We start from the raw sequence: 21,906 nt of genomic DNA, 5'->3' as shown, positions 1-21,906 counted from the left end.
AATTTAGTGTTAAACTATTCATGCGACTAATACTCCACAAGTGTTTTTTCGCAACCGACCGATAGCCTTCTGCAAAATTGCTATCGGTCACCCTTTCCAAAAATCATCTCAGTTATAACGATAATTTCACTCAATCTACATTGAATTGCATACGACGTAGCTTTTAATGACTTTTTCTCTTTTTTATCTAATATTCCATCTGCAGTAAATTCATTATGTTGCCGACAAAATTGACCCAGTTCTGCAATAAGATTATTAAATTTATTTAGTAACTCATCGTTATCAAATTCATTAAATTCAGGTAACTTAACAAAAACACCGCCTCGATATTTTGCAATTGCCTCTGTAATAACATTAGAATTGGCTTCTGCTTCCATTTCTAATATCATTCCCAGCGGTACCATTTGCCCGTTTAATTGACGCACTCGATTGCGCAATGCATTCTCTGTACCTGATGTTGGATCTAGACGTTTTGCCATTTCAGGGTACTTACCGTCAAATGATGTGATTAACTGATGAATAGCATCGGTTATCTCTTTCGGTGTTGGGTAATTTCTATTGTCCACATTTGCCTCTTATTCTTTGTGGTTGTTTTAATGTTTATTTCGATATAATTTTGTATCAACTTTTAATGCTCCATTAGTTATTTCCTGTATCCGATAAGCATTTTTTTCGGGAATAATGTCTCCCCATTGAGAGATAGCCCCTTTTGATATACCTAAACTTTTAGCTAATGGAGTTACACCATTAAAATAATTTAAAACAATATTTTTGAACATTTACGCCCCCTTTTTTGTTTAGTTTTCTAAATATTATATGTTTATTTATCTAAAGTCAACAGGTGTTAAGATAACTAAACTATTTATTAATAGGTGTCTTTATGAATACAATTGGATCTAGAATAAAACAAAAACGAACAGAACTGGGCTTAACCCAACGCGAACTAGCTAAATCAATAAAAGGGGCAAACCATTCTTCTGTTTCGCAATGGGAGTCAGATATATCTACACCCAGTTCTAAAAATTTATTTGATCTGTCAATTGCTCTTAATTGTGATTTTGCGTGGTTATTAAAGGGAAACTTTGAATCTAATATAGTCCCAGTAGAATTACATTCATACAAAGTACCATTAATTAGTTACGTCCAAGCTGGAGCGTGGACAGAGTCTTGTGAACTAAGAGACTCAACAGGATTTGAATATATAATAACCTCTTTAGATCTATCAAAAAAAGCATTTGCACTTAAAATAAAAGGGGATTCAATGGAGCCCGAGTTTAAAGAAGGTGATTTAATAATCGTAGATCCTGAAGTACGTCCATATCCTGGTGAATTTGTTGTCGCAATGAACGGCGAATCAGAAGCAACCTTTAAAAAATATCGTGAATTAGGTTATGACAAGCATAATAGGATGCAGTTTGAATTAATACCATTAAACCCAGATTATAGCCCCATGAGCACATTAAACCAGCAAATACGTATAATAGGTACAATGGTTGAACATAGAATATTTAGGAAAAGACGAGTATGAAATATAAATGTATATCATTAATTTTATTGTTGAGCTATATGAGCAATATGGCTTATGCGGACTGGGAAGTAAAAAAAGAAGGTCAAACAGAAATAACAGCGAGTATTCATGCAGAAAGAAGCTCTGAAAAAAACACTTCAATGTCGATCGGTTGCACAGATCTTTTTAGTGTAAATGATAATGGGGATTTAAGATTTTTCATTTACACAGAAGACCCTAACTTCAAAAATGCAGGTGAGGTAGAGGTTTTAATTGAGGATCTTAATAAAAACACCATTAGAAAAAAAATGTTTTCTAATGGTGAGTATATAGAACTAGAACAAGGTAGTCTCGATGTTACAGAAGTGTTTAACTTCATGAAACATAAGAAACGTATCATTGTTACAATGAAACCATTAACAAAAAATACCAAAGCGGAATTTATTGCATTTTTTGATCTTGATAACTACGATAATATCGTTACAGATGTAGAAAAAACGTGCAAAATAAAATAACACTAAAATAGTGACCTGATAAGGTCACTTTCTCCTACCATAACGTTTACCTTTCTAAAATTATTTTATTATTCTATAAAAATAATATTGACTTTTTTGTTTAGTTATCTAAAATTGGATGCAGTTAATTTTACATAGCTCTTTAAAAATCAAAACATCTAATTAATTATTCTTGTTTTCAGTTCGTCGTATTTAAACCCCGTTTCTGATTCCATGAATTCTATTGCTGAAATTGGATAACCGCATAAAGCGCATGAAATGCTTTTCACAAAAACCGCTTCATCATTTGGATTTAGCTTAGGTTCATGTTCGAAAAGATATTCTTGGCTTTGGCATATAACACAACTGTGTTTTATTGTTTTAATCTCGTCCATAGTTTTAGATCAGTTAATTAGAGTTATTCATTATAATAAAATACTGAATTTATATACAGTGTTTTTTAATGAATTGTTTTGATAGTTCTTTAAAAATCAGGAACAGTATTAACTAAGTGTATTTTATATTTGGGGTTAATTTTTGATAAAGCTTTTGTAGTCTTTCTCTTCGGGAAGATCGCCAGCAAACCATGCAACTAATTTTTGAAGTCTAGATAAAGAAACGACACTATCACATTCAACATCTGCCCTTAAAACAATAGTAGCCCTTTGCATAGCAGCGAATTCGATTGCTTTCAAATGATGTATATCATTTTTTTCTACATCTTGAATTTGTTTTGTCAATTCTAAATCACAATTAATATGAGATTCATCTCTAATCAATCGAAGAAAAGCTTTACACTGAGAGTCAGCTCTAGCTGATGATTCAGAGAACTGAAATACTTGTTTAAGTGCCATTGATAATGCAATTATCAAACCATACCACATAGAGTTTTTAACATCAGCAAAAACAGCACCACCTAAGAATACAACAATAAAAGACAAAAAACGATCAACTCGTCCTAATAGGAGTGAAGTCATTTTATTGCTGTAATAGTTATAGTGAATATCGAAAATTAAAGTATCTCGACATGATAATTCTTGTGTTTGGTCAGTTTCAGACATAATACTCCCCTTTATCTTAAATTATTAAATCTAAGATTGGCGTGACAACTAATCTTACCACGATAGCTGTGAGTGGTAAAACAACCAGCATTACTTATTTTTTGTATTGTCTTGTTTTGGTGTTGGTCGTTTTTTAGGAGGAACACCTCCGTTGAATTTTGGTTTATTCACGTTTATCTCTACTTTTTAGGTGTTGGTATAGGTGTTGGCCTTTTTTTAGGGGGAACACTATATTTGTATTTATCCTCATCACTCATAACAATTTACCTTATTTATTAGGATTTGGTTGTGGACGTGGTTTTGGTGGAGCGCCTTTTTCTTCCTGATTAGGCTCATAAACTGGCTGAAGCTTTTTAGGTCTTGCTTTCATGGTCGCATGTAATATTGCTATATTTTGTTCTTCATTTGACATTAGTCTTATCCTTATTGTTGTGGTGTATAAATTATACATAAATAACATTATTTTATAAATAAATTCCTTACTGTTGTGGTGACAAAAAGGACACTTGAGCCTAACAAGTATAAAGATAGGCACACTTAGTTAATGCAATTCCTGATTACAGAATGATTAGTGGAGTAAATCGTACGCTCTTGGAGTGCAGACCAGAGCGTTTTTATTAATAACAAACATGTGAGTCCTGTGCAGAGGGCTCACGAACAAAATTATTTACAACATTTGTGGAGAATGAAAATGACAGATAAAACATTAAAAGACTTGTTACTAGAAGGTGTTGACCGTTTTAACAATAGTGATAAACCTGCCTCAATAATTGATGAAGCACTTGAAGAATTATTTAAAAATACAATTGAATCTGCATTTGGCCGGTATAGCGATTTTGGGCTAGCTGTAAAAGAAGCGTTCAAAGAAGCATTACCTGCTAATATTCAAGATGTTATTTCTCTACCTAAATATAACCAATTAATTGTCAACTCGCTTCAACGACAATGGATTTCATCGAATGTTGAGCAAAATTTTGTGGATAAAGCGACAAAAATGCTTAATAACATTATTAATGAATACCCTATTCCTGAATATATTTATCTTTCTGATTTACTGGAGGCTTTTGTTGAAGAATATGCAGAAGAAGCCATGGAGAAGGGATGGGATCGACCAGACGTCAGAACTAATGAAAGCAGTTGTTATTATATGCATATCTATTTTGATAAGATACCTAAAAATGAGAGTTATTCATCATACATGGATGGAAGTGAGTACGAATTGGACAACAATCTCGCTTGTCGCCGTTTAGACGAAAAAATAAAAGGTAAATGCGGCGAATATGATGATGAATGTTACGCTTATGAAGTTTATTCAGCAAAAATTGATGGCGAATGTATTGGAAAATTGATTCAACCCACAAACACAAAATATCAAAACTTAATTATTGCTCTTTATTACGGACAATCCAAACTTGTATTTGACTGTGACATGATAGACGACTTTGTTTACCCGAACCATTGCGATTAATTAAACATCTTAGTGCAGAAAGATAAAATAAAATGTGGAGTATTAAATATGTTTTTCAAAAACCTAATTATTTATCAATTCGATAAAAATAACAGCGGCATAGAACGTTTAGACAACGACATGTTAAAAAACATGGCATTCACACCCTGCGGACCAACAGATTCAATTAAAAAAGGTTTTGTTTCGCCAATTGATGACGATGACGTATTAAAATTACAGGTCCAAGGGCACTCGTTATTAAAGTTACGCATTGAAAGCAAGCTGTTACCATCATCTGTTATCAAGAAAAAAACATCTGAACGAATTGAAAAACTCGAACAAAAACTAGGTCGTAGCGTTACTAAGAGTGAAAGACTTCGTGCAAAAGATGATGTTATTGTTGACTTATTACCTGTTGCTTTCACAAAAGATCAATACGTCTATGTTTGGATTAATGATAAAGATAAATTTATAGCGGTAGAAACAGCCAGCTTTAAAAAAGCCGAGGACGTTCTTGCCTTGATAAGAAAAGAATTAGGCGCATTAGCACTCAAACCACTTTCTGTTGAAAATAATATATCATTCACGTTAAAAGAATGGGTATGTAATGACAGCACTCCACCTAACTTTTTTGTACTCAATGATGCAATGTTAGCCGACCCATTAGAAGGTAATGGGAAAATAAAGCTTATTGACGAAAACCTCACTGCAGAAGAAGTCAAAAGTTATCTAAATGGCGGGCGTGAAATTAAATCGCTATCGTTCTCATATAAACAGCAAACAGTTTTTACAGTAAATACTGAGCTCGTTTTTTCCAAAATTAGCTATTCATCTGAAATGTTAGATGAAAATAGCGATATCTCACTAGATGATAAAGCAAAACGAATAGAAGCTGATTTCTTTTTAGTTGCTAATGAACTAGCTAATTTAATCAACGATTTTACTAAAGCGGTGCAATAACGCAGTGGGGCGTCTGGTATATGCGTTGATAATTAGTGTTAGCAGTGATCTGTCCCTTATGCGGTTAGCCCACTAATTTGAAATATACAAGTCTAAAACCATTTCCAGACGGTACGCCGTTGGCGACAGAGTGGCAATTACTTAATACAACAAGGAGTAATTATGTCAGAAAAAATAACGTTTGTTGTGTATGCACGGATTGGACCGTCAAGAAATGAAGAAAAAATCGAAATTGATAAAGCTGAATATATATTGAGGATTAGATTATGAAATATTTTACGTATGACCACAACGGCGATGGTTTTGAATATCACAACACAGAAGAAGAAGCAAAAAGCTATGCTGAACAATGCTTGGATTTTTATTTGCAAAACGATAATCATGATTTCGTTGATATTTGTTGGGGTGAGATAAAAGAGTCTGTGTATTCAAATGATGCAGTGCTTGAGTTAAAAGAGGTTAAATAATATGCAATGGATAGACAACAATTTAATAGATGATAAAAACAAGTTTTTAGTTGGTTTTGAACGTGGTGGTGACTGCTGTGACTGGGCTGAAAAAACGGAGTAAATTATGATTACAGATGAAGAGTGGAAAAAGCTAAAAGTTGGGGATGTTATTTGGTATGCAGATCAACACGCGTTAAAACCAGAAAAACTAATAATTACAAAAATAACAGAAAATCTTGTTTATTTTAACAAAACAAGATTTGATAAGAAGGATTATTTATTGCATTCAAGTTTAAACGACGCAACGCAAGCTGTAAATTTTAGATTAGAAAAACGAATTGAAAAAATACAGCATCAAATTGATGAAAATTTAAAACAACTGGAGCAAGAATGAGCGTGATTATGCCAACTAATAAACAGGTTAGAGTAGACCAAATACGCTTAGTTTGTTCAATTATGAAAGAAATAGATGAACAAAACAATGGTTGTTTTATCACATATGAGCAGATGAACACAATCATAAAAGCAGCAAATATTATATGCGATGAATTTAATAATAAGGATTCTAAAAAAGAATAATTTTTCAAAAATTTTTAAATTACAAATAACGAGTGCAGACGTTATTAATTAAATGTGGAGTATTATATGTTTTCCAAACTGACAGTTCTAACTGGCGATTGCTTAGAGTCATTAAAAAAAATAGATGATAAAACAATTAATTGTTGTGTTACCTCTCCCCCATATTATGGATTACGTGATTACTCAATTGATGGTCAAATTGGTTTAGAAACGGACCCTTATGAATACATAAATAAACTGGTTGCTATTTTTAAAGAGGTGAAGCGAGTCTTGCGAGATGATGGTGTTTTATGGATTAACATCGGTGATACTTATGCAGGAAGTGGTAAAGGAATCTGGAATAATAAAGAAGCGCAAAAAGAATGTTATATACCTGATCCTCAAGGAGCTCAATCAAAAATACCAAAAACATGGCCACAGCACGGTATAAAAGCAAAAGATTTAATCGGGATCCCATGGATGTTGGCTTTCGCTCTACGTGCTGATGGGTGGTATTTGCGACAAGATATTATTTGGAATAAACCAAATGCAATGCCATCTAGCGTTAGAGACAGATGCACAACTTCGCATGAATATCTATTTTTATTAAGTAAATCAAAAAACTATTATTTTAATAATGAAATTTTACTAGAACCATCTGTCAAACAAATTCAGCCAAACGCGAATGTTAGTCGCACACGAGATAAATGCAGGATTAAAAATGGTATTTGTTTAAGAAATCGTCGTTCGGTATGGTCGATAAATACTCGCCCTTATAAAGATGCACACTTTGCTGTATTTCCACCAGAATTAGTTGAACCATGTATTCTAAGTGGCAGTCCTGATGATGGCGTTATTCTTGATCCTTTCGGAGGATCAGGAACAACCGCAGGAGTTGCAATCGCTAATAATAGAATAGCAATTTTATGTGAATTGAATCCTAAATATGTGCAACTAGTACATAAACGTATTGATTCGATAATGAAAGCCCGAACGAGTGCAGGCGTTCTATAAATTTAAACCGTGGAGTATTAATATGACTTGGATTACAACACATTCAGGGTTACATTTTGATTATCAAAACCCTACAGCCAATGCAATCTGTATTGAAGATATCGCAAAAGGCTTATCTCATGAATGCCGTTACACTGGCCAGCTTGATAGATTTTATTCTGTAGCTCAACATTCTGTTGAATGTAGTTACGTTGTTGCCGATAAATTTAAATTAGAAGCATTGTTACATGATGCTGTTGAAGCGTACTGCAAAGACATCCCGTCACCACTAAAAAAATTATTACCTGATTACCGCCTAGTTGAAGACAAGGTTGATCAAGTTATCAGGCAAAAATTTAATTTGCCATTAACTATTTCTCCTGAAGTTAAACAAGCTGACCTTATTTTATTAGCAACTGAGCATCGTGATATAGCTAATGATGGCAAAGAGTGGCCAATGTTAAAAGACATTCCATTGCTTGAGAGAAAAATAGAGCCAGTACCAAGTGGTGTTGCTTATAACCGCTTCATGCGTCGATTTTATGAGTTGATCAAACAGGAGATGTAAAAATGGCAGAATATGGCGTAAAGGTTAATAGTTCTAATTTTATTGAAATCTCATCTGGGCAACAAAAGTTTTTAGTTCTAACTACTGCACGTGATCCCATGATTGGGGACACATTAATTATCAAGGATAGAAACGATCCTGGTAACTCAGTTGAAGCGATTATTACCAGTTTTGACATTGAAGCAAATGGAATTGAAAACGGTTTTATCGTTGTCAGCATTGATATTAACTCCAAAGACCAAAGTGCAGTTGTAAAACAATCTCAAACAGATGAAAAGATTATTTTATTAAATAAGAAACTATCTGAATTAACTAAAAAATATAATGCATCATGCAACAATTACAACGAATTAGATAATGAAAAAACTAAAATTAATGAACTATTGAAAAAAGAAATAAAAAAAAGTGATGGTATGCAAGAAGAAATATCTTCACTAAAAACGGAAATATCAAAACAAAAAAATGAGTTAGCAAGAAATCATAACACAATAAAAGACCTTCAATCTGAGGTTAAGAAGCAAAAGGATAGCCTAGAATGGTATCAAGTTCTAAATGGTGAGTTAGCTAATTTAAATGCATCTTTGAACAAGGAAATACATAGCATAAAAAATAAAAATGACATTATGAATAAAGCAACCGAACATGTAGTTCCTGATAGTTATATCAAGCTAAGAAGCCTAACCAAAAACTTATTATCTTATATCGATAGTAATTTATAACTGCAGTTAATAAATGCTAGAACGTAATTATGAAAAAGAAGCGAAACAAAAAATATAACCCAACACTAAAATATCAACAAATATCTAGAATTGTGGCCAAGGATTACATGATCTTAGATATCACTGCTATTGATGTGTTTGTTTATTACAAAGGTTCTGAAATCAAACCTAAATCATTTGAAGCAAGAATGTTAAACGAAGTACGTTATAAATGGCAAATAATGGCGGGTGTTATTTGTCGAGATCAACTAAAACGCGAATATTTAAAAACAGACACATTTATAACAGCTAATGAGTATTTTACATCTGAACTATCTGATTATCTGGCAAAGTTTCAAGTGAATTTATGGGAAACAGCCAACCCGTTACACAGGTTAACCCAATTTTGGTTAGCAACACCGAATACTGCAGAACTTAGCGAACAACAAGTTATAAATATGATTAATAGTAAAAACGGATTTAATCAGTTTATGACTGAATATGAATATAAAAAACAAATAAAATAAAGGTCTAACTATGACAATTAACACTATTATTATTGATATTGAAACATTAGATACAAAACCGACGGCAATTATATTGTCAATTGGAGCATTTGCATTTGATAGATTTAATTTAAATGCAACTTTAGAAAATATGAAAAACACTTACTTTAATGAAAGTACTAGCACCTACCATTTTTATTGTGTTTGCGATCTAAATAACCAATTACTTTACTCCCGAAGAACAATTAGTCAATCAACACTAGATTGGTGGAGAAAGCAACCATCAAATAATCATAAAGACATATTTTTAAATAATGGCAAAAGCCTAATTTTGAATAAAGTTCTTAATGCATTAGTTAACAAAATAGAAGAATGGAAGGAAAATAACCCTGAAATTATGTTCTATTTTAGAGGTACCGACTTTGATCCGGTTATTTTGAAAAATGCATTTGAAGAATATGGATTATCAATACCATGGAAATATAATCAAGTAAGAGACATTAGGACTTATATAGACGCCCTAAATCGTACTAATAGTGGTTATATTAAAGAGCATTACTCATCATTTAATTTTATGAAACATAATGCATTGCATGATGCAATGTCCGATGCAGAGCAAATGTGTTTGGTTTCAAAATGATTGTTAAGTTGCAGATAACAATTATTTAATAATTTTGTGGAGTAAAAGGAGTGCAAAAAATGATACGTTATTTACCAATTTCTAAATATTGTAGTGAATATGGCGACACGGTAGGTGCTGTTGATAAAAGGCTCAAACGAGGCATTTGGGCTTTCGGAGTACATGTTTTCCGTGTTGAAGGTATAAAAGAACGCCAAGTAGATATAGTAGCGGTTGATGAATGGAAAGGAAAGGAAAAGCAAAAATGTCGCGTGGTGTAACAATTCGAAAACACGCAAACGTTCAAACATTAATTATCACATTTACGTTCAAAGGTGTTTGCTGTCGTGAACCGCTACGAGGCCTACCAGTTACGCCATCAAACATAAAATATGCAGAACGACAAAGAGGTGAAATATTAAATAGTATTGAACGCGGAACTTTCAATTATGCTGATTACTTTCCAAAGTCAAGTAAGCTGAAAATATTCGGCTATTCGAGTAAAGGATTAAAAGTTAAGAGCTATTTAGATAGTTATTTATCTTTATGTGAAAAACGTAAGTTATCTCCATCAACGATCAACGGCTATCAGAAGTGCATTAATGCACTTCATGATCTTCATGATATTTGCATAACTGAATTAACACCAGGAATTATAAAAAATTGGGTACAAGAACAAACAACATCAATTAAGACTAAACGTAATAACTTATCTTACCTTAAATCATCTCTTGATGATGCTATTATTGATGGGATAATTTCTATTAATCCCGTTCAGTCTGTATCAGTATCTAAATATCATGACAAAAGCACAGAGCAAGATAAAAGTGATTACATTGTTGATCCGTTCTCGCCAGATGAAGTTAATGCGATATTACAATTTTGTAGTAACGAGCAATGGGAAAATTTATTCAGATTTGCATTTGCAACCGGTATGAGATCTAGTGAACTTTGTGCACTAAAGTGGAAAAATATTGATTTTATTAAAAACAAAGTACATGTAAATTCTGCTCGAGTAGTTGGAGTTGAAAAAGGGACAAAAACAAAAGCAGGAACTCGTATTATTGATCTGGATAATAATGCACTAATAGCATTAGCTAAACAAAAGAAATTTAGTTTTTTACATAATGAGTATGTTTTTTTGGATCCAAAAACAAATAAACAATGGGAAGGTGCTGATGCAATACGAAAAAAAGCTTGGGTACCAGTGTTAAAACGATCTGGAGTACGCTACCGCAACCCGTATCAAACTAGACACACGTTTGCAACATATCATCTAAGCAACGGTGTTAATCTATTCTGGTTAGCAGAGCAAATGGGGCATAAAGGGCCTGAAATGTTATTTCGGCATTACGGTTCGTACCTTGAATCATACGACGGTAATACATCAATCAAAAAAGCATCGAAATAAAATGCACGCCCAATGCACGCAAAAAACAAACAAAATAAAAAATTGTTATTATTTATATTGATATTGAAATTCGGACGCGGGTTCAACTCCCGCCAGCTCCACCACTATATTGTTTATTATAATTCAATTCTTTTATAATATTTTTATGCTTTTGGCTAACTGTGCTTCCATTTGTCTCAATTTTTGTTTGTCTATTTTATATGTACCTTATTTTTACTCATTAGAGTTGTTCAAAATAGGCAAATACACAAACTTATTTGTGGGTTTTGTCAAGATCATCAAAATAAAAAAATGAAAAAAAGACTGAATTACTTAAAAAGAGGATCTAAATTCTAAAAAAGGTTACTTTTACTCTGCCAGTCAGAAATAACAAAGTACGGGTTTATCAAAAAACAAGACGAATTCTAAACAATGGCTATCTATGTTATTTTTTGGGCTTTGATTGGGGTTATTTTTAAATGCTTGCTTGATACGTTAAAAAGAGAATGGGTATATCCTCTTTTATTGTTGGAATAAAACTAATTAGCTGTGTCAGAAAACTTAACTACTACATTAGGGAGGCACAAATTCCCCCCAAATCATACTGCTATTTATTTCATCAAATGGCTAAAAAGTTTGCTAACTTCTTCGTAATCATCTTATTTCACAAATCAAATCGCCCCAACTGCATCATCAAGATATTTAGTTTTAGTCGCTCCAATAATTGGTGCTGTCACTCCTTTAGCAAATTGCCACGCTAGTGCTATTTGTGTCATGGTTACCCCATATTTTTCGGCAAGTTCATTAACCTTTTGTACAATGCTGGTATCGGCTTTTTGCGTGCTGTCATATTTAGACTTGGCGACTTGGTCGGCTTGGCTGCGTAAGGTGTCGGCTTGCCACTCTAAACGAGCAAGTCTGCCTGCGGCTAAAGGGCTATAGGGTGTTAAAGAGACATTAAATTGTTGGCAGATAGGAATAAGCTCACGTTCGTCTTCACGATATAGTAAATTGTAGTGATTTTGCATAGAAATAAAAGGCGTCCAACCATTTTGCTTTGCCACAAGTTGCATGTTATAAAATTGGTATCCATACATAGCAGAAGCTCCTAAAGCTCTGACTTTTCCTGCCTTGACAAGATTGTGTAAAGCTTGCATTGTTTCTTCCATTGGTGTTGTATCGTCAAAGCGATGAATGATGTATAAATCAACATAGTCAGTGCCAAGTCGTTTAAGCGATCCGTCTATTTCCCTTTCAATGGCGGCTTTTGATAGGTGTCCTTCGTTAAAATAGACTTTTGTTGCCAATATGACTTTGTCGCGAGCGATATTTTTTTTGATTGCCCGTCCTAAATATTCTTCGCTTGTACCGGCAGAATAAGTGTTGGCAGTGTCAATAAAATTAATTCCTAAATCTAGTGCATGTTTAATAATTGTTTCGCTTTGATCGGGATTAAGTGTCCATGCATGCATTTTACTGGCAGGATCACCAAAACTCATACATCCTAAACAAAGACGAGACACTTTAATCTCAGAGTTGCCAAGTTGTAAATATTCCATAAAATCCTCCCTTGTAAAAATTAATTTGAATAAACTTTATCCTTCTAACAATAAGCGAATAATATATTTTCGATAAATTATTCTAACCCTTATATTTATTGAAATAAATAAGTTTCTAATTGATAGTATCATGAATTAAATTCACTAATAACAACCTTATGTATAACTGTTAATAGTAAAAGTATTAATAGACATTTAGAATAATTGGCTAAAGGCTTTCTTTTAACGGAAATATGTTCGAGGCTTGACGTTTTATAATGCTGTAGAAAATATAAGGTTACTACGGTTAATTAACTTTAAGTATATATGTAATTTTGGATTAAAAAATAAAAAAGGCACACCTAAATGCACCTTTTTTAATGATTATAAAGAGTGTCAATAGTAGCTCTTTATTACGGTAAGTTTTTACTTAATAACTTTAGCAACAACACCCGCACCAACAGTACGACCACCTTCACGAATCGCAAAACGTAAGCCGTCTGCCATTGCGATTGGGTGAATTAATGATACTGTCATTTTGATGTTATCTCCAGGCATTACCATCTCTACACCTTCTGGTAATTCGATAGTACCAGTTACGTCAGTTGTACGGAAGTAGAACTGTGGACGGTAACCTTTGAAGAATGGAGTGTGACGACCACCTTCATCTTTACTTAAGATATACACTTCTGATTCGAAATCAGTATGTGGTGTGATTGAACCTGGTTTTGCAAGTACTTGACCACGTTCGATTTCTTCACGTTTTGTACCACGTAGTAATACACCAACGTTTTCACCTGCACGACCTTCGTCTAGCAATTTACGGAACATTTCAACACCAGTACAAGTTGTTTTAGTGGTTGGCTTGATACCAACAATTTCAACTTCTTCACCAACTTTGATTACACCGCGTTCAACACGACCAGTTACTACTGTACCACGTCCTGAAATTGAGAATACGTCTTCAATTGGTAATAGGAATGGTTTGTCGATATCACGCTCTGGCTCTGGAATGTAGCTATCTAATGCTTCTGCTAATTCAACAATTTTGTCTTCCCATGCTGCATCGCCTTCTAACGCTTTAAGCGCAGAACCACGAATTACTGGAGTATCATCACCTGGGAAATCATATTGAGATAGAAGTTCACGTACTTCCATTTCAACTAATTCTAATAATTCTTCGTCATCAACCATATCACATTTATTTAAAAATACGATGATGTAAGGAACACCTACTTGACGACCTAAAAGAATGTGTTCACGAGTTTGTGGCATAGGACCATCTGTTGCTGCCACTACTAAGATAGCACCGTCCATTTGTGCCGCACCAGTGATCATGTTTTTAACATAGTCAGCATGGCCTGGGCAGTCTACGTGTGCATAGTGACGAGTTGGTGTATCGTATTCAACGTGTGAAGTGTTGATGGTGATACCACGTGCTTTTTCTTCTGGTGCGTTATCGATTTGATCGAATGCACGAGCTTGACCGCCGTATTTTTTTGCAAGTACAGCTGTAATTGCAGCAGTTAAAGTTGTTTTTCCGTGGTCAACGTGGCCGATTGTACCAACGTTAACGTGGGGTTTTGTACGTTCAAATTTTTCTTTAGACATCTTAATGTTCCTTTATTAAATCGCTTCCCTTAAATTATTAAGGGGAGCGTTACTTTATTTAGATAAAATTATTTCGCTTTACGAGCTTCAATAATTGCGGTTGCAATATTTGTTGGTGCTTCATTGTACTTCAAGAACTCCATTGAGTAAGAAGCACGACCTTGAGTTTGTGAACGAAGGTCTGTTGCATAACCAAACATTTCTGAAAGTGGAACTTGTGCTTTAACAGTTTTACCTGTTGCAGTATCTTCCATTCCTTCGATCATACCACGACGACGGTTTAAGTCACCGATAACATCACCCATATAATCTTCTGGAGTTTCAACTTCGACTTTCATAATTGGTTCTAAAAGCACAGGTTTAGCTTTCATGAAGCCATCTTTAAATGCCATTGAACCAGCAATTTTAAATGCCATTTCTGATGAGTCAACATCATGGTAAGAACCATCAAAGATAGTGACTTCAACATCAACAATTGGGTAACCAGCAAGAACACCGTTTTTCATTTGTTCTTGACAGCCTTTATCAACCGCAGGGATGTATTCTTTAGGAACCACACCACCAACGATTTCGTTGTTGAATTTGTAGCCTTCGCCACCAGCTTCCAATGGTTTGATTTTTAACCATACATGACCGTATTGACCACGACCACCAGACTGACGAACAAATTTACCTTCTTGTTCTACTTCATTGCGAATTGTCTCACGGTAAGCAACTTGTGGTTTACCAACATTTGCTTCCACTTTAAATTCACGTTTCATACGGTCAACGATGATTTCTAAGTGAAGTTCACCCATACCAGAAATAATAGTTTGACCAGATTCTTCATCAGTGTGAACACGGAATGAAGGGTCTTCTTGTGCTAGTCGACCTAAAGCAAGGCCCATTTTTTCTTGGTCAGCTTTAGTTTTTGGTTCAACAGCAACCGAAATTACCGGCTCAGGGAATTCCATTCTTTCAAGAATAATTGGTGCACTTTCAGCACAAAGAGTATCCCCTGTTGTGACATCTTTAAGACCAATTGCAGCAGCAATATCGCCTGCGCGAACTTCTTTAATTTCTTCACGTTTGTTAGCATGCATCTGAACGATACGACCAAAACGTTCTTTCTTATCTTTTACAGAGTTAAGAACAGTATCACCAGAGTTAACAACACCAGAGTAAACACGGAAGAATGTTAAGTTACCAACAAATGGGTCTGTTGCAATTTTGAACGCTAATGATGAGAATGGTTCATCATCACTTGAGTGACGTTCAGCAGCTTCACCATTTGGTAATTCACCTTTGATTGCTGGTACATCAGTTGGCGCTGGTAAGTATTCAATAACAGCATCAAGCATGAATTGCACACCTTTGTTTTTAAAGGCACTACCACAAGTTACTAAGATGATTTCGTTGGCAAGTACGCGCTCACGCAATGCGGCTTTCACTTCTTGCTCAGTTAACTCTTCACCACCAAGGTATTTTTCCATCAACTCTTCACTTGCTTCAGCTGCAGTTTCTATTAAGAAAGAACGCCATTCTTCAACCTGGTCAACCATGTCAGCTGGCACATCTTCATAAGTAAATGTTACACCTTGATCAGCATCATTCCAGTTAATTGCTTTACGTTTAAGTAAATCAACAACACCAGTAAATCCTTCTTCAGCACCGATTGGTAAAACTAAAGGGACTGGAACCGCTGCTAAACGAGTTTTGATTTGATCAACAACACGTAAGAAGTTAGCTCCCATACGGTCCATTTTGTTGACAAATGCAATACGTGGAACTTTATATTTGTTTGCTTGACGCCATACAGTTTCTGATTGAGGTTGCACACCACCAACCGCACAGTAAACCATTACTGCACCATCAAGAACACGCATAGAACGTTCAACTTCGATTGTAAAGTCAACGTGTCCAGGGGTGTCGATGATGTTGATACGGTGTGGTTCAAATTGTTGACCCATGCCAGACCAGAAAGCTGTTGTTGCTGCAGATGTGATAGTAATACCACGTTCTTGTTCTTGTTCCATCCAGTCCATGGTAGCTGCACCATCATGAACTTCACCAATTTTGTGACTAACGCCAGTATAAAACAAAATACGTTCAGTCGTTGTTGTTTTACCTGCGTCAATATGTGCACTGATACCGATGTTACGGTAGCGTGCTATAGGGGTTGTACGAGCCATATTAATCCTCTGTTTAGAATCGTTTGCTTAATAAAACATCATTTTGGTGACCGATAGCAGATAAGGGCTATCAGTCCAAATTCAAGTCACTTATACAATTATAAGTGCGAATATTACCAACGATAGTGTGCAAACGCTCTATTAGCTTCAGCCATACGATGAACATCTTCGCGTTTTTTCACAGCGGTACCTTTGTTTTCAAAAGCATCCATAAGTTCATTCGCTAGGCGTAAAGCCATTGATTTGTCGCCACGTTTACGTGCAGCATCTACAATCCAACGCATTGCAAGTGCATTACGACGAACTGGACGCACTTCAACAGGAACTTGGTATGTAGAACCACCAACGCGACGTGACTTAACTTCTACAGTTGGTCTTACGTTATCTAATGCAACTTCAAAAGCTGCTAAGTGGTCTTTTCCACTACGCTCAGCTAATTTATCAAGAGCTGAATATACGATTGATTCTGCGATAGATTTTTTACCATCTATCATTAAAATATTTACAAATTTCGCCAGTAACTCTGAACCGAACTTCGGATCAGGAAGAATTTTTCTTTGACCGACAACATGACGACGTGGCATTGGAATACTCCGTTTATATGTTATAAATTTTCAGGTTTACCCAAAACTCAAATGAGTTAAATGGAATTATATAGTTTGGCCTTACTTAACGGAGTTCCATTAAGCTTTAGGTCGTTTAACACCGTATTTAGAACGGCTTTGTTTACGATCTTTAACACCTGCGCAGTCTAATGCACCGCGAACAGTGTGGTAACGAACACCTGGTAAGTCTTTAACACGACCACCACGGATTAAAATTACACTATGTTCTTGTAGGTTATGACCTTCACCACCGATATAAGAAGTAACTTCAAAACCGTTGGTTAAACGTACACGACATACTTTACGTAATGCTGAGTTTGGTTTTTTCGGTGTAGTTGTGTAAACACGAGTACAAACACCGCGTTTTTGCGGGCATGCTTCAAGGGCAGGAACGTTGCTTTTTGCTTCCTTTAGTGCTCTTGGTTTGCGTACCAGCTGATTAATTGTTGCCATTAATAAGCTCCTGATTAATTAAAATAAATTTAAAATTGCTTTTTAGATACGTAATTAATAACTGTAGACCAAAACCTATGTGTATAAGTTTTGGGTCGCAAGATTCTAGACCCCAGGGGAGATAATGTCAAGTTTTTGCTATCAATAAGTGCTTGATCTTGGTATTAATTATTTATAGAAGATAGTCGTTATTTTTATAGAAAGACACTAGTATATCTGTTTATTTTTTGTAAAAAAATCAACAGTCCCTATTGTATAGTATGTTTTTATTGTTATTAAAAACATTAAAATGTTATTAATTTTACATTTGAATAGTCCATAAATTATAAAACGCAATTCTCCCACATAACTCGGCAAATAAAACAATAATAAAAGCAACAGAGTAAATTATTGTTGATTGCTTAGATCGATAAATATTTACAAAAACTAAAACAAGTGCGAGTACTAATAATAGGCATTGAATTAACATCCAAATATATTGTTTTGGGGTAAGTTCAGGTGATACTGAGGTTATTAAATTAATATAAGGAATTTTTAATAACAGAATCGATATTACTCCAATAAAGAAAGAAATTATGCCAATTCGATATATCCCAAAAACTATTGCAACAATTCCTCCTAACACTAGCATAGAGGTATACATCTGAATGGCTGTGTAATAGGTATTCCAGGTTTTAACCGTTGGTAGCATATAAGTAAGAGCAATCATCCAAACAAAAATTAAACTAAAAAAGATCAACAATAAAGATAATATTTTAGAAAAATTGGGGATTTGATATATACGTTGACAAAGTGAGTTGACCAATAGCCATTTTTTACCATCATTATGATAAGAAAAATAAGTTAGTAATACACATACTAATGTTATTCCAAACAAGAGACCAAAGGAAAAAATTTCATTGCTCATCGGCGAACGACCAATACCCCAAATAACATTAAGAGCCCGAAAAGGATGACCTAAATGTAGCGAAGCAATAAGCATTGCAACAGCCATTACAATCAGAGCCGCCATATTCATTTTATTTATCTTAATTAAACTGTATGAATAATGGCTTAAAGATGATATGCCACCAATCAGCACCATCCCAGCAGATAATTGACCGAGTACCGTAAAAAATACCAATGGTAATTCATGCATATAACTCATACCTCCTCAGGATTAAGTACTTTACCTAAGGTATCACCAGATGCTTTAGCATGTGCATGTGGTTTTATCACAATATTAGGTTTAGTCAGCTGTGAACTTGGTAGTGGTGCAATATTGCATTCATCACCATAACGGTGACGTAGTTTTTCAATTTCGTCAAAATCTAACGCACGCTGAGGGCAAGATTCAACGCATACTGGTTTTAAACCTTCGGCTACACGTTCATAACAGCCATCACATTTTGACATGACCTTTTTTTGATGATCAAATTGCGGTGCTCCATAAGGACAACGCATTTCGCAATATCGACAACCAATACAAACATCTTGATTAACAACCACTAAACCATCTTGCTTTCGTTTATGCATCGCACCTGTTGGGCAACCTTGTACACAAGTTGGTTCTTCACAATGATTACACGAGATAGATAAATAATAGGCAAAGGTATCGTTTTGCCACATACCATCAACCAACTGCCAAGTACCTCCACCATATTCATAAACACGGCGAAAATGAACACCTAAAGCATTGTCTTTCTCGTCTTTACAACTGAGTTGACAGGTTTTGCAACCGGTACATTTTGATGAATCAATATAAAATCCATATTGCATTTTTATTATCCGCTCTTTAATTTACGACGTTAATCCTGAAACCGATAATGGTTTAACTTCAACCAGATTGGTATGCTGCGGATTCGATTTTGCAAGTACTGTTGGGCGCAATGATGTTAACCGATTAATACATCCGCCAATATCAATCCCTATAGAATTGGTTTTTGCCCACATTCCTTGCGGAATCGCAATCACTCCTGGTAATATACGTGGCGTAACTTTAGCAGGAATATACAAACGACCACGATCGTTATAAACCTCGACCAATTGCCTATGCTTAATCTGCCTTTGCTCGGCATCGAATGGATTAATCCAAAGGCTGTTAGCAACAGCTTCACGCAATTGCGGCAAATTACTATAAGAGGAATGGCATTGCCCTTTAGTATGAAATCCAATAAGTTGCAACGGGTATTTTTTACGTTTTGGTTTATCTTCGCTCCCTTCGATAGCAGGCAAATATGCTGGAATTGGGTACAGAACATCTTCGGCATCAAGCTCCCATTTGTTGGCAATATTAGCTAATGCCTCTGAATAGATTTCTATTTTTCCCGACGGCGTGTTTAATGGGTTTTTAATAGGATCATCTCTAAAAGCTTTTAAACCAATTTGTTTATCACTATCGGCAAGCCTACGCTCAATTACTCCCATACCATAGGTATCAGCAAAAGGAGGTAAATTAGGTTCATTTTTTCGCAATTGCTCATAACAATATTCTATCCATTCATCTTGAGAACGACCTTCAGTAAATTTATCTTTTACGCCTAGCTTTTCAGAAAGATCGGTTAATACATCATAAGCTGCACGGTTTTCCCAAAGCGGATTAATTGTACGTTGCATACGAATTAAATAACTATACGCACCAGATGAATAAGAGTTATTAATCAAATCATTATTTTCAACTGATGAAACATCAGGCAGCAATAAATCAGCATATTTGGCTGATGCAGTCATATGCGTATCCCAAACAAGAATAAATTCACATTTAGATTCATCTTGTAAAATTTGGTGAGTACGATTTAGATCTGAATGTTGATTGCCAATTACATTACCAGCATAATTCCAGATAAATTTAATACCTACATCCAACTTCTCCTTACCTTTGAGATAAGAATTTCTAGCTGTCATACTTGGCCCATCTTCAATTGCCTTCGTCCATAGAAAGAAAGGAATACTGGTTTTAACAGGATTTGGAAGGTTAAAACTAGGTATAGGATAAATAACACTCCCACCCCACGTCCCAATATTGGTACCAGGTTTACCAAATTGTCCTGTAATAATAGGTAGCATCATAATCGCACGTGCGGTATGTTCGCCATTTTGCCAGCGCTGTACACCAAAACCTTGAGAAATCCATGCAGCTTTAGCGTTAACAATATCCAGTGCTAGCTTACGAATTTGTTCCGCAGGAATACCTGTCTTTTTAGCTGCCCATTCTGGTGTTTTAGGCGTTCTATCGTTACCCAATCCGAGAATATAAGATTTAAAATCACTAAAAGGCGGTGCACTGTCAGGCAATGACTCAGTGTTCCAACCAACACAATATTGATTGAGCATTGCATCATCAATACGATTTTCTTCAAGTAAAGCATAGCCAATAGCAGCAACTAACGCAGCATCGGTACCGGGAATTATCGGGATCCACTCAGCATTATACGCCACCACACTTTCGCTGCGACGGGGATCAATTATAATCACCCGGGCATTACTTTGTTCTAATGCATGAAAAAGCTCTGTAACTTGCCCTCCACCCGACATTCGGGTCTCGGCAATGTTATGTCCAAACATCACAACTAAATCAGAATGCTTTATCTGATCAAGTAAAGAATCCTTAGCATTACCAAAAATATAAGGGCGAATAGCTGAAATCTGCCCACTCGAATAATCGCCATGATAATTTAAAAAACCACCAATTGTACTTAAAAAACGCTTACATGCATTACGCCCAGAAAGATTAGCTCCTGTTGTACCTGAACCATATTGGTAATAAATTGCCTCATTGCCATACTGATTAATGGTATATTTAAGTTTATTGGCTAGTAGACTAATGGCTTGATCCCATGAAATACGTTTAAATTTACCCTCACCACGTTTACCAATGCGTAGCATAGGATACTTTAAACGTTCAGGATCATAAGTTCGCCAACGAACAGATCTACCACGAAGACAAGGGCGAATTTGATGCAAGCCAAAAACGGAATCATTAATCCCATCTTCTGATGATATTTTAGTAATAATATCGTTTTTGACATGAACTTTTAAAGGACAACGGCTACCACAGTTTACTAAACAAGCACTATAAACAATCTTTTCTTCATCTGTGGAATTAGTAAGGATTATCTTACTTCTAGCATTGGTGTTTGGCTCTGCATAGACAAAAGGCAATTGTATATTATTCGTTAGTACAGATACACCTGCTATAGTTAATGATTTTTGTAAAAAATTACGTCGGGTTATTTTATTCTGTAGTTTACTCACATTATTCCCTGATATAAATATGGGATTTGTTGATAATAATACTAA

Annotated in this window: 27 protein-coding genes; 14 read left to right on the top strand and 13 right to left on the bottom strand. The window is 35.0% G+C overall.

Going from position 1 to position 21,906, the window contains the following annotated elements; translation table 11 throughout:
- Positions 1–80 precede the first annotated feature (80 nt).
- Entirely contained in the window at positions 81–566 is a 486-nt protein-coding gene (locus ACGH6S_RS02690; protein ID WP_160430343.1) for a YmfL family putative regulatory protein, read from the bottom strand.
- A gap of 27 nt (positions 567–593) precedes the next feature.
- Complete coding sequence (locus ACGH6S_RS02685; protein ID WP_065611330.1) at positions 594–779, bottom strand: Cro/CI family transcriptional regulator; 186 nt, start codon at positions 777–779, stop codon at positions 594–596.
- A 101-nt stretch (positions 780–880) separates the two neighbouring features.
- Here ACGH6S_RS02685 and ACGH6S_RS02680 point away from each other — a divergent pair, with 101 nt between their 5' ends.
- Together ACGH6S_RS02680 and ACGH6S_RS02675 are read left to right on the top strand one after the other, a co-directional pair.
- Positions 881–1,528, top strand: coding sequence for a LexA family protein (locus tag ACGH6S_RS02680; protein ID WP_411578271.1), 648 nt, complete (start codon positions 881–883; stop codon positions 1,526–1,528).
- Positions 1,525–2,022 (top strand): hypothetical protein, encoded by a 498-nt coding sequence (locus tag ACGH6S_RS02675; RefSeq protein WP_411578270.1) that lies wholly within the window; start codon positions 1,525–1,527, stop codon positions 2,020–2,022. Before ACGH6S_RS02680 ends, ACGH6S_RS02675 begins: the two co-directional genes overlap by 4 nt.
- A gap of 158 nt (positions 2,023–2,180) precedes the next feature.
- Here ACGH6S_RS02675 and ACGH6S_RS02670 read toward each other — a convergent pair whose 3' ends face one another.
- The 3 genes from ACGH6S_RS02670 to ACGH6S_RS02660 form a co-directional block, all read right to left on the bottom strand.
- Complete coding sequence (locus tag ACGH6S_RS02670; RefSeq protein ID WP_411578269.1) at positions 2,181–2,396, bottom strand: hypothetical protein; 216 nt, start codon at positions 2,394–2,396, stop codon at positions 2,181–2,183.
- A 135-nt stretch (positions 2,397–2,531) separates the two neighbouring features.
- The gene (locus tag ACGH6S_RS02665) at positions 2,532–3,062 is read right to left on the bottom strand and encodes a hypothetical protein (RefSeq protein WP_411578268.1); all 531 of its coding nucleotides are present in this window, start codon (positions 3,060–3,062) and stop codon (positions 2,532–2,534) included.
- Positions 3,063–3,330: 268 nt separating this feature from the next.
- A complete protein-coding gene (locus tag ACGH6S_RS02660) occupies positions 3,331–3,474 on the bottom strand; it encodes a hypothetical protein (RefSeq protein ID WP_411578267.1) in 144 nt (47 codons plus the stop codon).
- 279 nt (positions 3,475–3,753) lie between these two features.
- Here ACGH6S_RS02660 and ACGH6S_RS02655 point away from each other — a divergent pair, with 279 nt between their 5' ends.
- The 12 genes from ACGH6S_RS02655 (at position 3,754) to ACGH6S_RS02600 (ending at position 11,271) form a co-directional block, all read left to right on the top strand.
- Positions 3,754–4,530 carry a hypothetical protein gene (locus ACGH6S_RS02655; protein WP_411578266.1) on the top strand — a complete coding sequence of 259 codons (777 nt, stop codon included), beginning with the start codon at positions 3,754–3,756 and terminating at the stop codon, positions 4,528–4,530.
- A gap of 48 nt (positions 4,531–4,578) precedes the next feature.
- Positions 4,579–5,469 carry a recombination-associated protein RdgC gene (locus ACGH6S_RS02650; protein ID WP_411578265.1) on the top strand — a complete coding sequence of 297 codons (891 nt, stop codon included), beginning with the start codon at positions 4,579–4,581 and terminating at the stop codon, positions 5,467–5,469.
- Positions 5,470–5,735: 266 nt separating this feature from the next.
- Positions 5,736–5,936, top strand: a complete 201-nt coding sequence (locus ACGH6S_RS02645; RefSeq protein WP_296318132.1) for a hypothetical protein — start codon at positions 5,736–5,738, stop codon at positions 5,934–5,936.
- A 106-nt stretch (positions 5,937–6,042) separates the two neighbouring features.
- A complete protein-coding gene (locus ACGH6S_RS02640; RefSeq protein WP_411578264.1) occupies positions 6,043–6,312 on the top strand; it encodes a hypothetical protein in 270 nt (89 codons plus the stop codon).
- Positions 6,309–6,497 carry a hypothetical protein gene (locus ACGH6S_RS02635; RefSeq protein ID WP_411578263.1) on the top strand — a complete coding sequence of 63 codons (189 nt, stop codon included), beginning with the start codon at positions 6,309–6,311 and terminating at the stop codon, positions 6,495–6,497. Before ACGH6S_RS02640 ends, ACGH6S_RS02635 begins: the two co-directional genes overlap by 4 nt.
- Positions 6,498–6,563: 66 nt before the next feature.
- Positions 6,564–7,490, top strand: coding sequence for a DNA-methyltransferase (locus ACGH6S_RS02630; RefSeq protein WP_411578262.1), 927 nt, complete (start codon positions 6,564–6,566; stop codon positions 7,488–7,490).
- A gap of 22 nt (positions 7,491–7,512) precedes the next feature.
- Entirely contained in the window at positions 7,513–8,037 is a 525-nt protein-coding gene (locus tag ACGH6S_RS02625; RefSeq protein WP_411578261.1) for an HD family hydrolase, read from the top strand.
- Between the two features lie 2 nt (positions 8,038–8,039).
- Positions 8,040–8,756 (top strand): hypothetical protein, encoded by a 717-nt coding sequence (locus ACGH6S_RS02620; protein WP_411578260.1) that lies wholly within the window; start codon positions 8,040–8,042, stop codon positions 8,754–8,756.
- Positions 8,757–8,785: 29 nt separating this feature from the next.
- Positions 8,786–9,262, top strand: a complete 477-nt coding sequence (locus tag ACGH6S_RS02615) for a hypothetical protein (RefSeq protein WP_411578259.1) — start codon at positions 8,786–8,788, stop codon at positions 9,260–9,262.
- Between the two features lie 10 nt (positions 9,263–9,272).
- Complete coding sequence (locus ACGH6S_RS02610) at positions 9,273–9,881, top strand: 3'-5' exonuclease (protein ID WP_411578258.1); 609 nt, start codon at positions 9,273–9,275, stop codon at positions 9,879–9,881.
- Positions 9,882–9,940: 59 nt separating this feature from the next.
- Entirely contained in the window at positions 9,941–10,141 is a 201-nt protein-coding gene (locus ACGH6S_RS02605) for an excisionase (protein WP_160430358.1), read from the top strand.
- Entirely contained in the window at positions 10,126–11,271 is a 1,146-nt protein-coding gene (locus ACGH6S_RS02600) for an Arm DNA-binding domain-containing protein (RefSeq protein WP_411579482.1), read from the top strand. Before ACGH6S_RS02605 ends, ACGH6S_RS02600 begins: the two co-directional genes overlap by 16 nt.
- Before the next feature lie 650 nt (positions 11,272–11,921).
- Here ACGH6S_RS02600 and ACGH6S_RS02595 read toward each other — a convergent pair.
- The 8 genes from ACGH6S_RS02595 to ACGH6S_RS02560 all read right to left on the bottom strand — a co-directional run bounded on the left by ACGH6S_RS02595 (position 11,922) and on the right by ACGH6S_RS02560 (position 21,861).
- Positions 11,922–12,809, bottom strand: coding sequence for an aldo/keto reductase (locus ACGH6S_RS02595; RefSeq protein ID WP_411578256.1), 888 nt, complete (start codon positions 12,807–12,809; stop codon positions 11,922–11,924).
- 405 nt (positions 12,810–13,214) lie between these two features.
- Positions 13,215–14,399 (bottom strand): elongation factor Tu, encoded by a 1,185-nt coding sequence (tuf, locus tag ACGH6S_RS02590; RefSeq protein WP_411578255.1) that lies wholly within the window; start codon positions 14,397–14,399, stop codon positions 13,215–13,217.
- Between the two features lie 68 nt (positions 14,400–14,467).
- On the bottom strand, positions 14,468–16,570 hold the full coding sequence (fusA, locus tag ACGH6S_RS02585) for an elongation factor G (protein WP_065590403.1): 2,103 nt from the start codon (positions 16,568–16,570) through the stop codon (positions 14,468–14,470).
- A gap of 113 nt (positions 16,571–16,683) precedes the next feature.
- Entirely contained in the window at positions 16,684–17,154 is a 471-nt protein-coding gene (rpsG, locus tag ACGH6S_RS02580; protein WP_034915550.1) for a 30S ribosomal protein S7, read from the bottom strand.
- Positions 17,155–17,253: 99 nt separating this feature from the next.
- A complete protein-coding gene (gene rpsL, locus ACGH6S_RS02575; protein WP_034883792.1) occupies positions 17,254–17,628 on the bottom strand; it encodes a 30S ribosomal protein S12 in 375 nt (124 codons plus the stop codon).
- 301 nt (positions 17,629–17,929) lie between these two features.
- Positions 17,930–18,775 carry a dimethyl sulfoxide reductase anchor subunit family protein gene (locus tag ACGH6S_RS02570; protein ID WP_174799354.1) on the bottom strand — a complete coding sequence of 282 codons (846 nt, stop codon included), beginning with the start codon at positions 18,773–18,775 and terminating at the stop codon, positions 17,930–17,932.
- On the bottom strand, positions 18,772–19,386 hold the full coding sequence (locus tag ACGH6S_RS02565; RefSeq protein WP_296300536.1) for a DMSO/selenate family reductase complex B subunit: 615 nt from the start codon (positions 19,384–19,386) through the stop codon (positions 18,772–18,774). Before ACGH6S_RS02565 ends, ACGH6S_RS02570 begins: the two co-directional genes overlap by 4 nt.
- Before the next feature lie 21 nt (positions 19,387–19,407).
- Positions 19,408–21,861 carry a DMSO/selenate family reductase complex A subunit gene (locus ACGH6S_RS02560; RefSeq protein WP_411578254.1) on the bottom strand — a complete coding sequence of 818 codons (2,454 nt, stop codon included), beginning with the start codon at positions 21,859–21,861 and terminating at the stop codon, positions 19,408–19,410.
- Positions 21,862–21,906 lie beyond the last annotated feature (45 nt).

Origin of the sequence: Gilliamella sp. BG3, from assembly GCF_046635605.1 — a bacterium.
GTDB classification, from domain to species: Bacteria; Pseudomonadota; Gammaproteobacteria; order Enterobacterales; family Orbaceae; genus Gilliamella; species Gilliamella bombi.
This window is presented reverse-complemented; position numbering and strand designations above follow the sequence as displayed.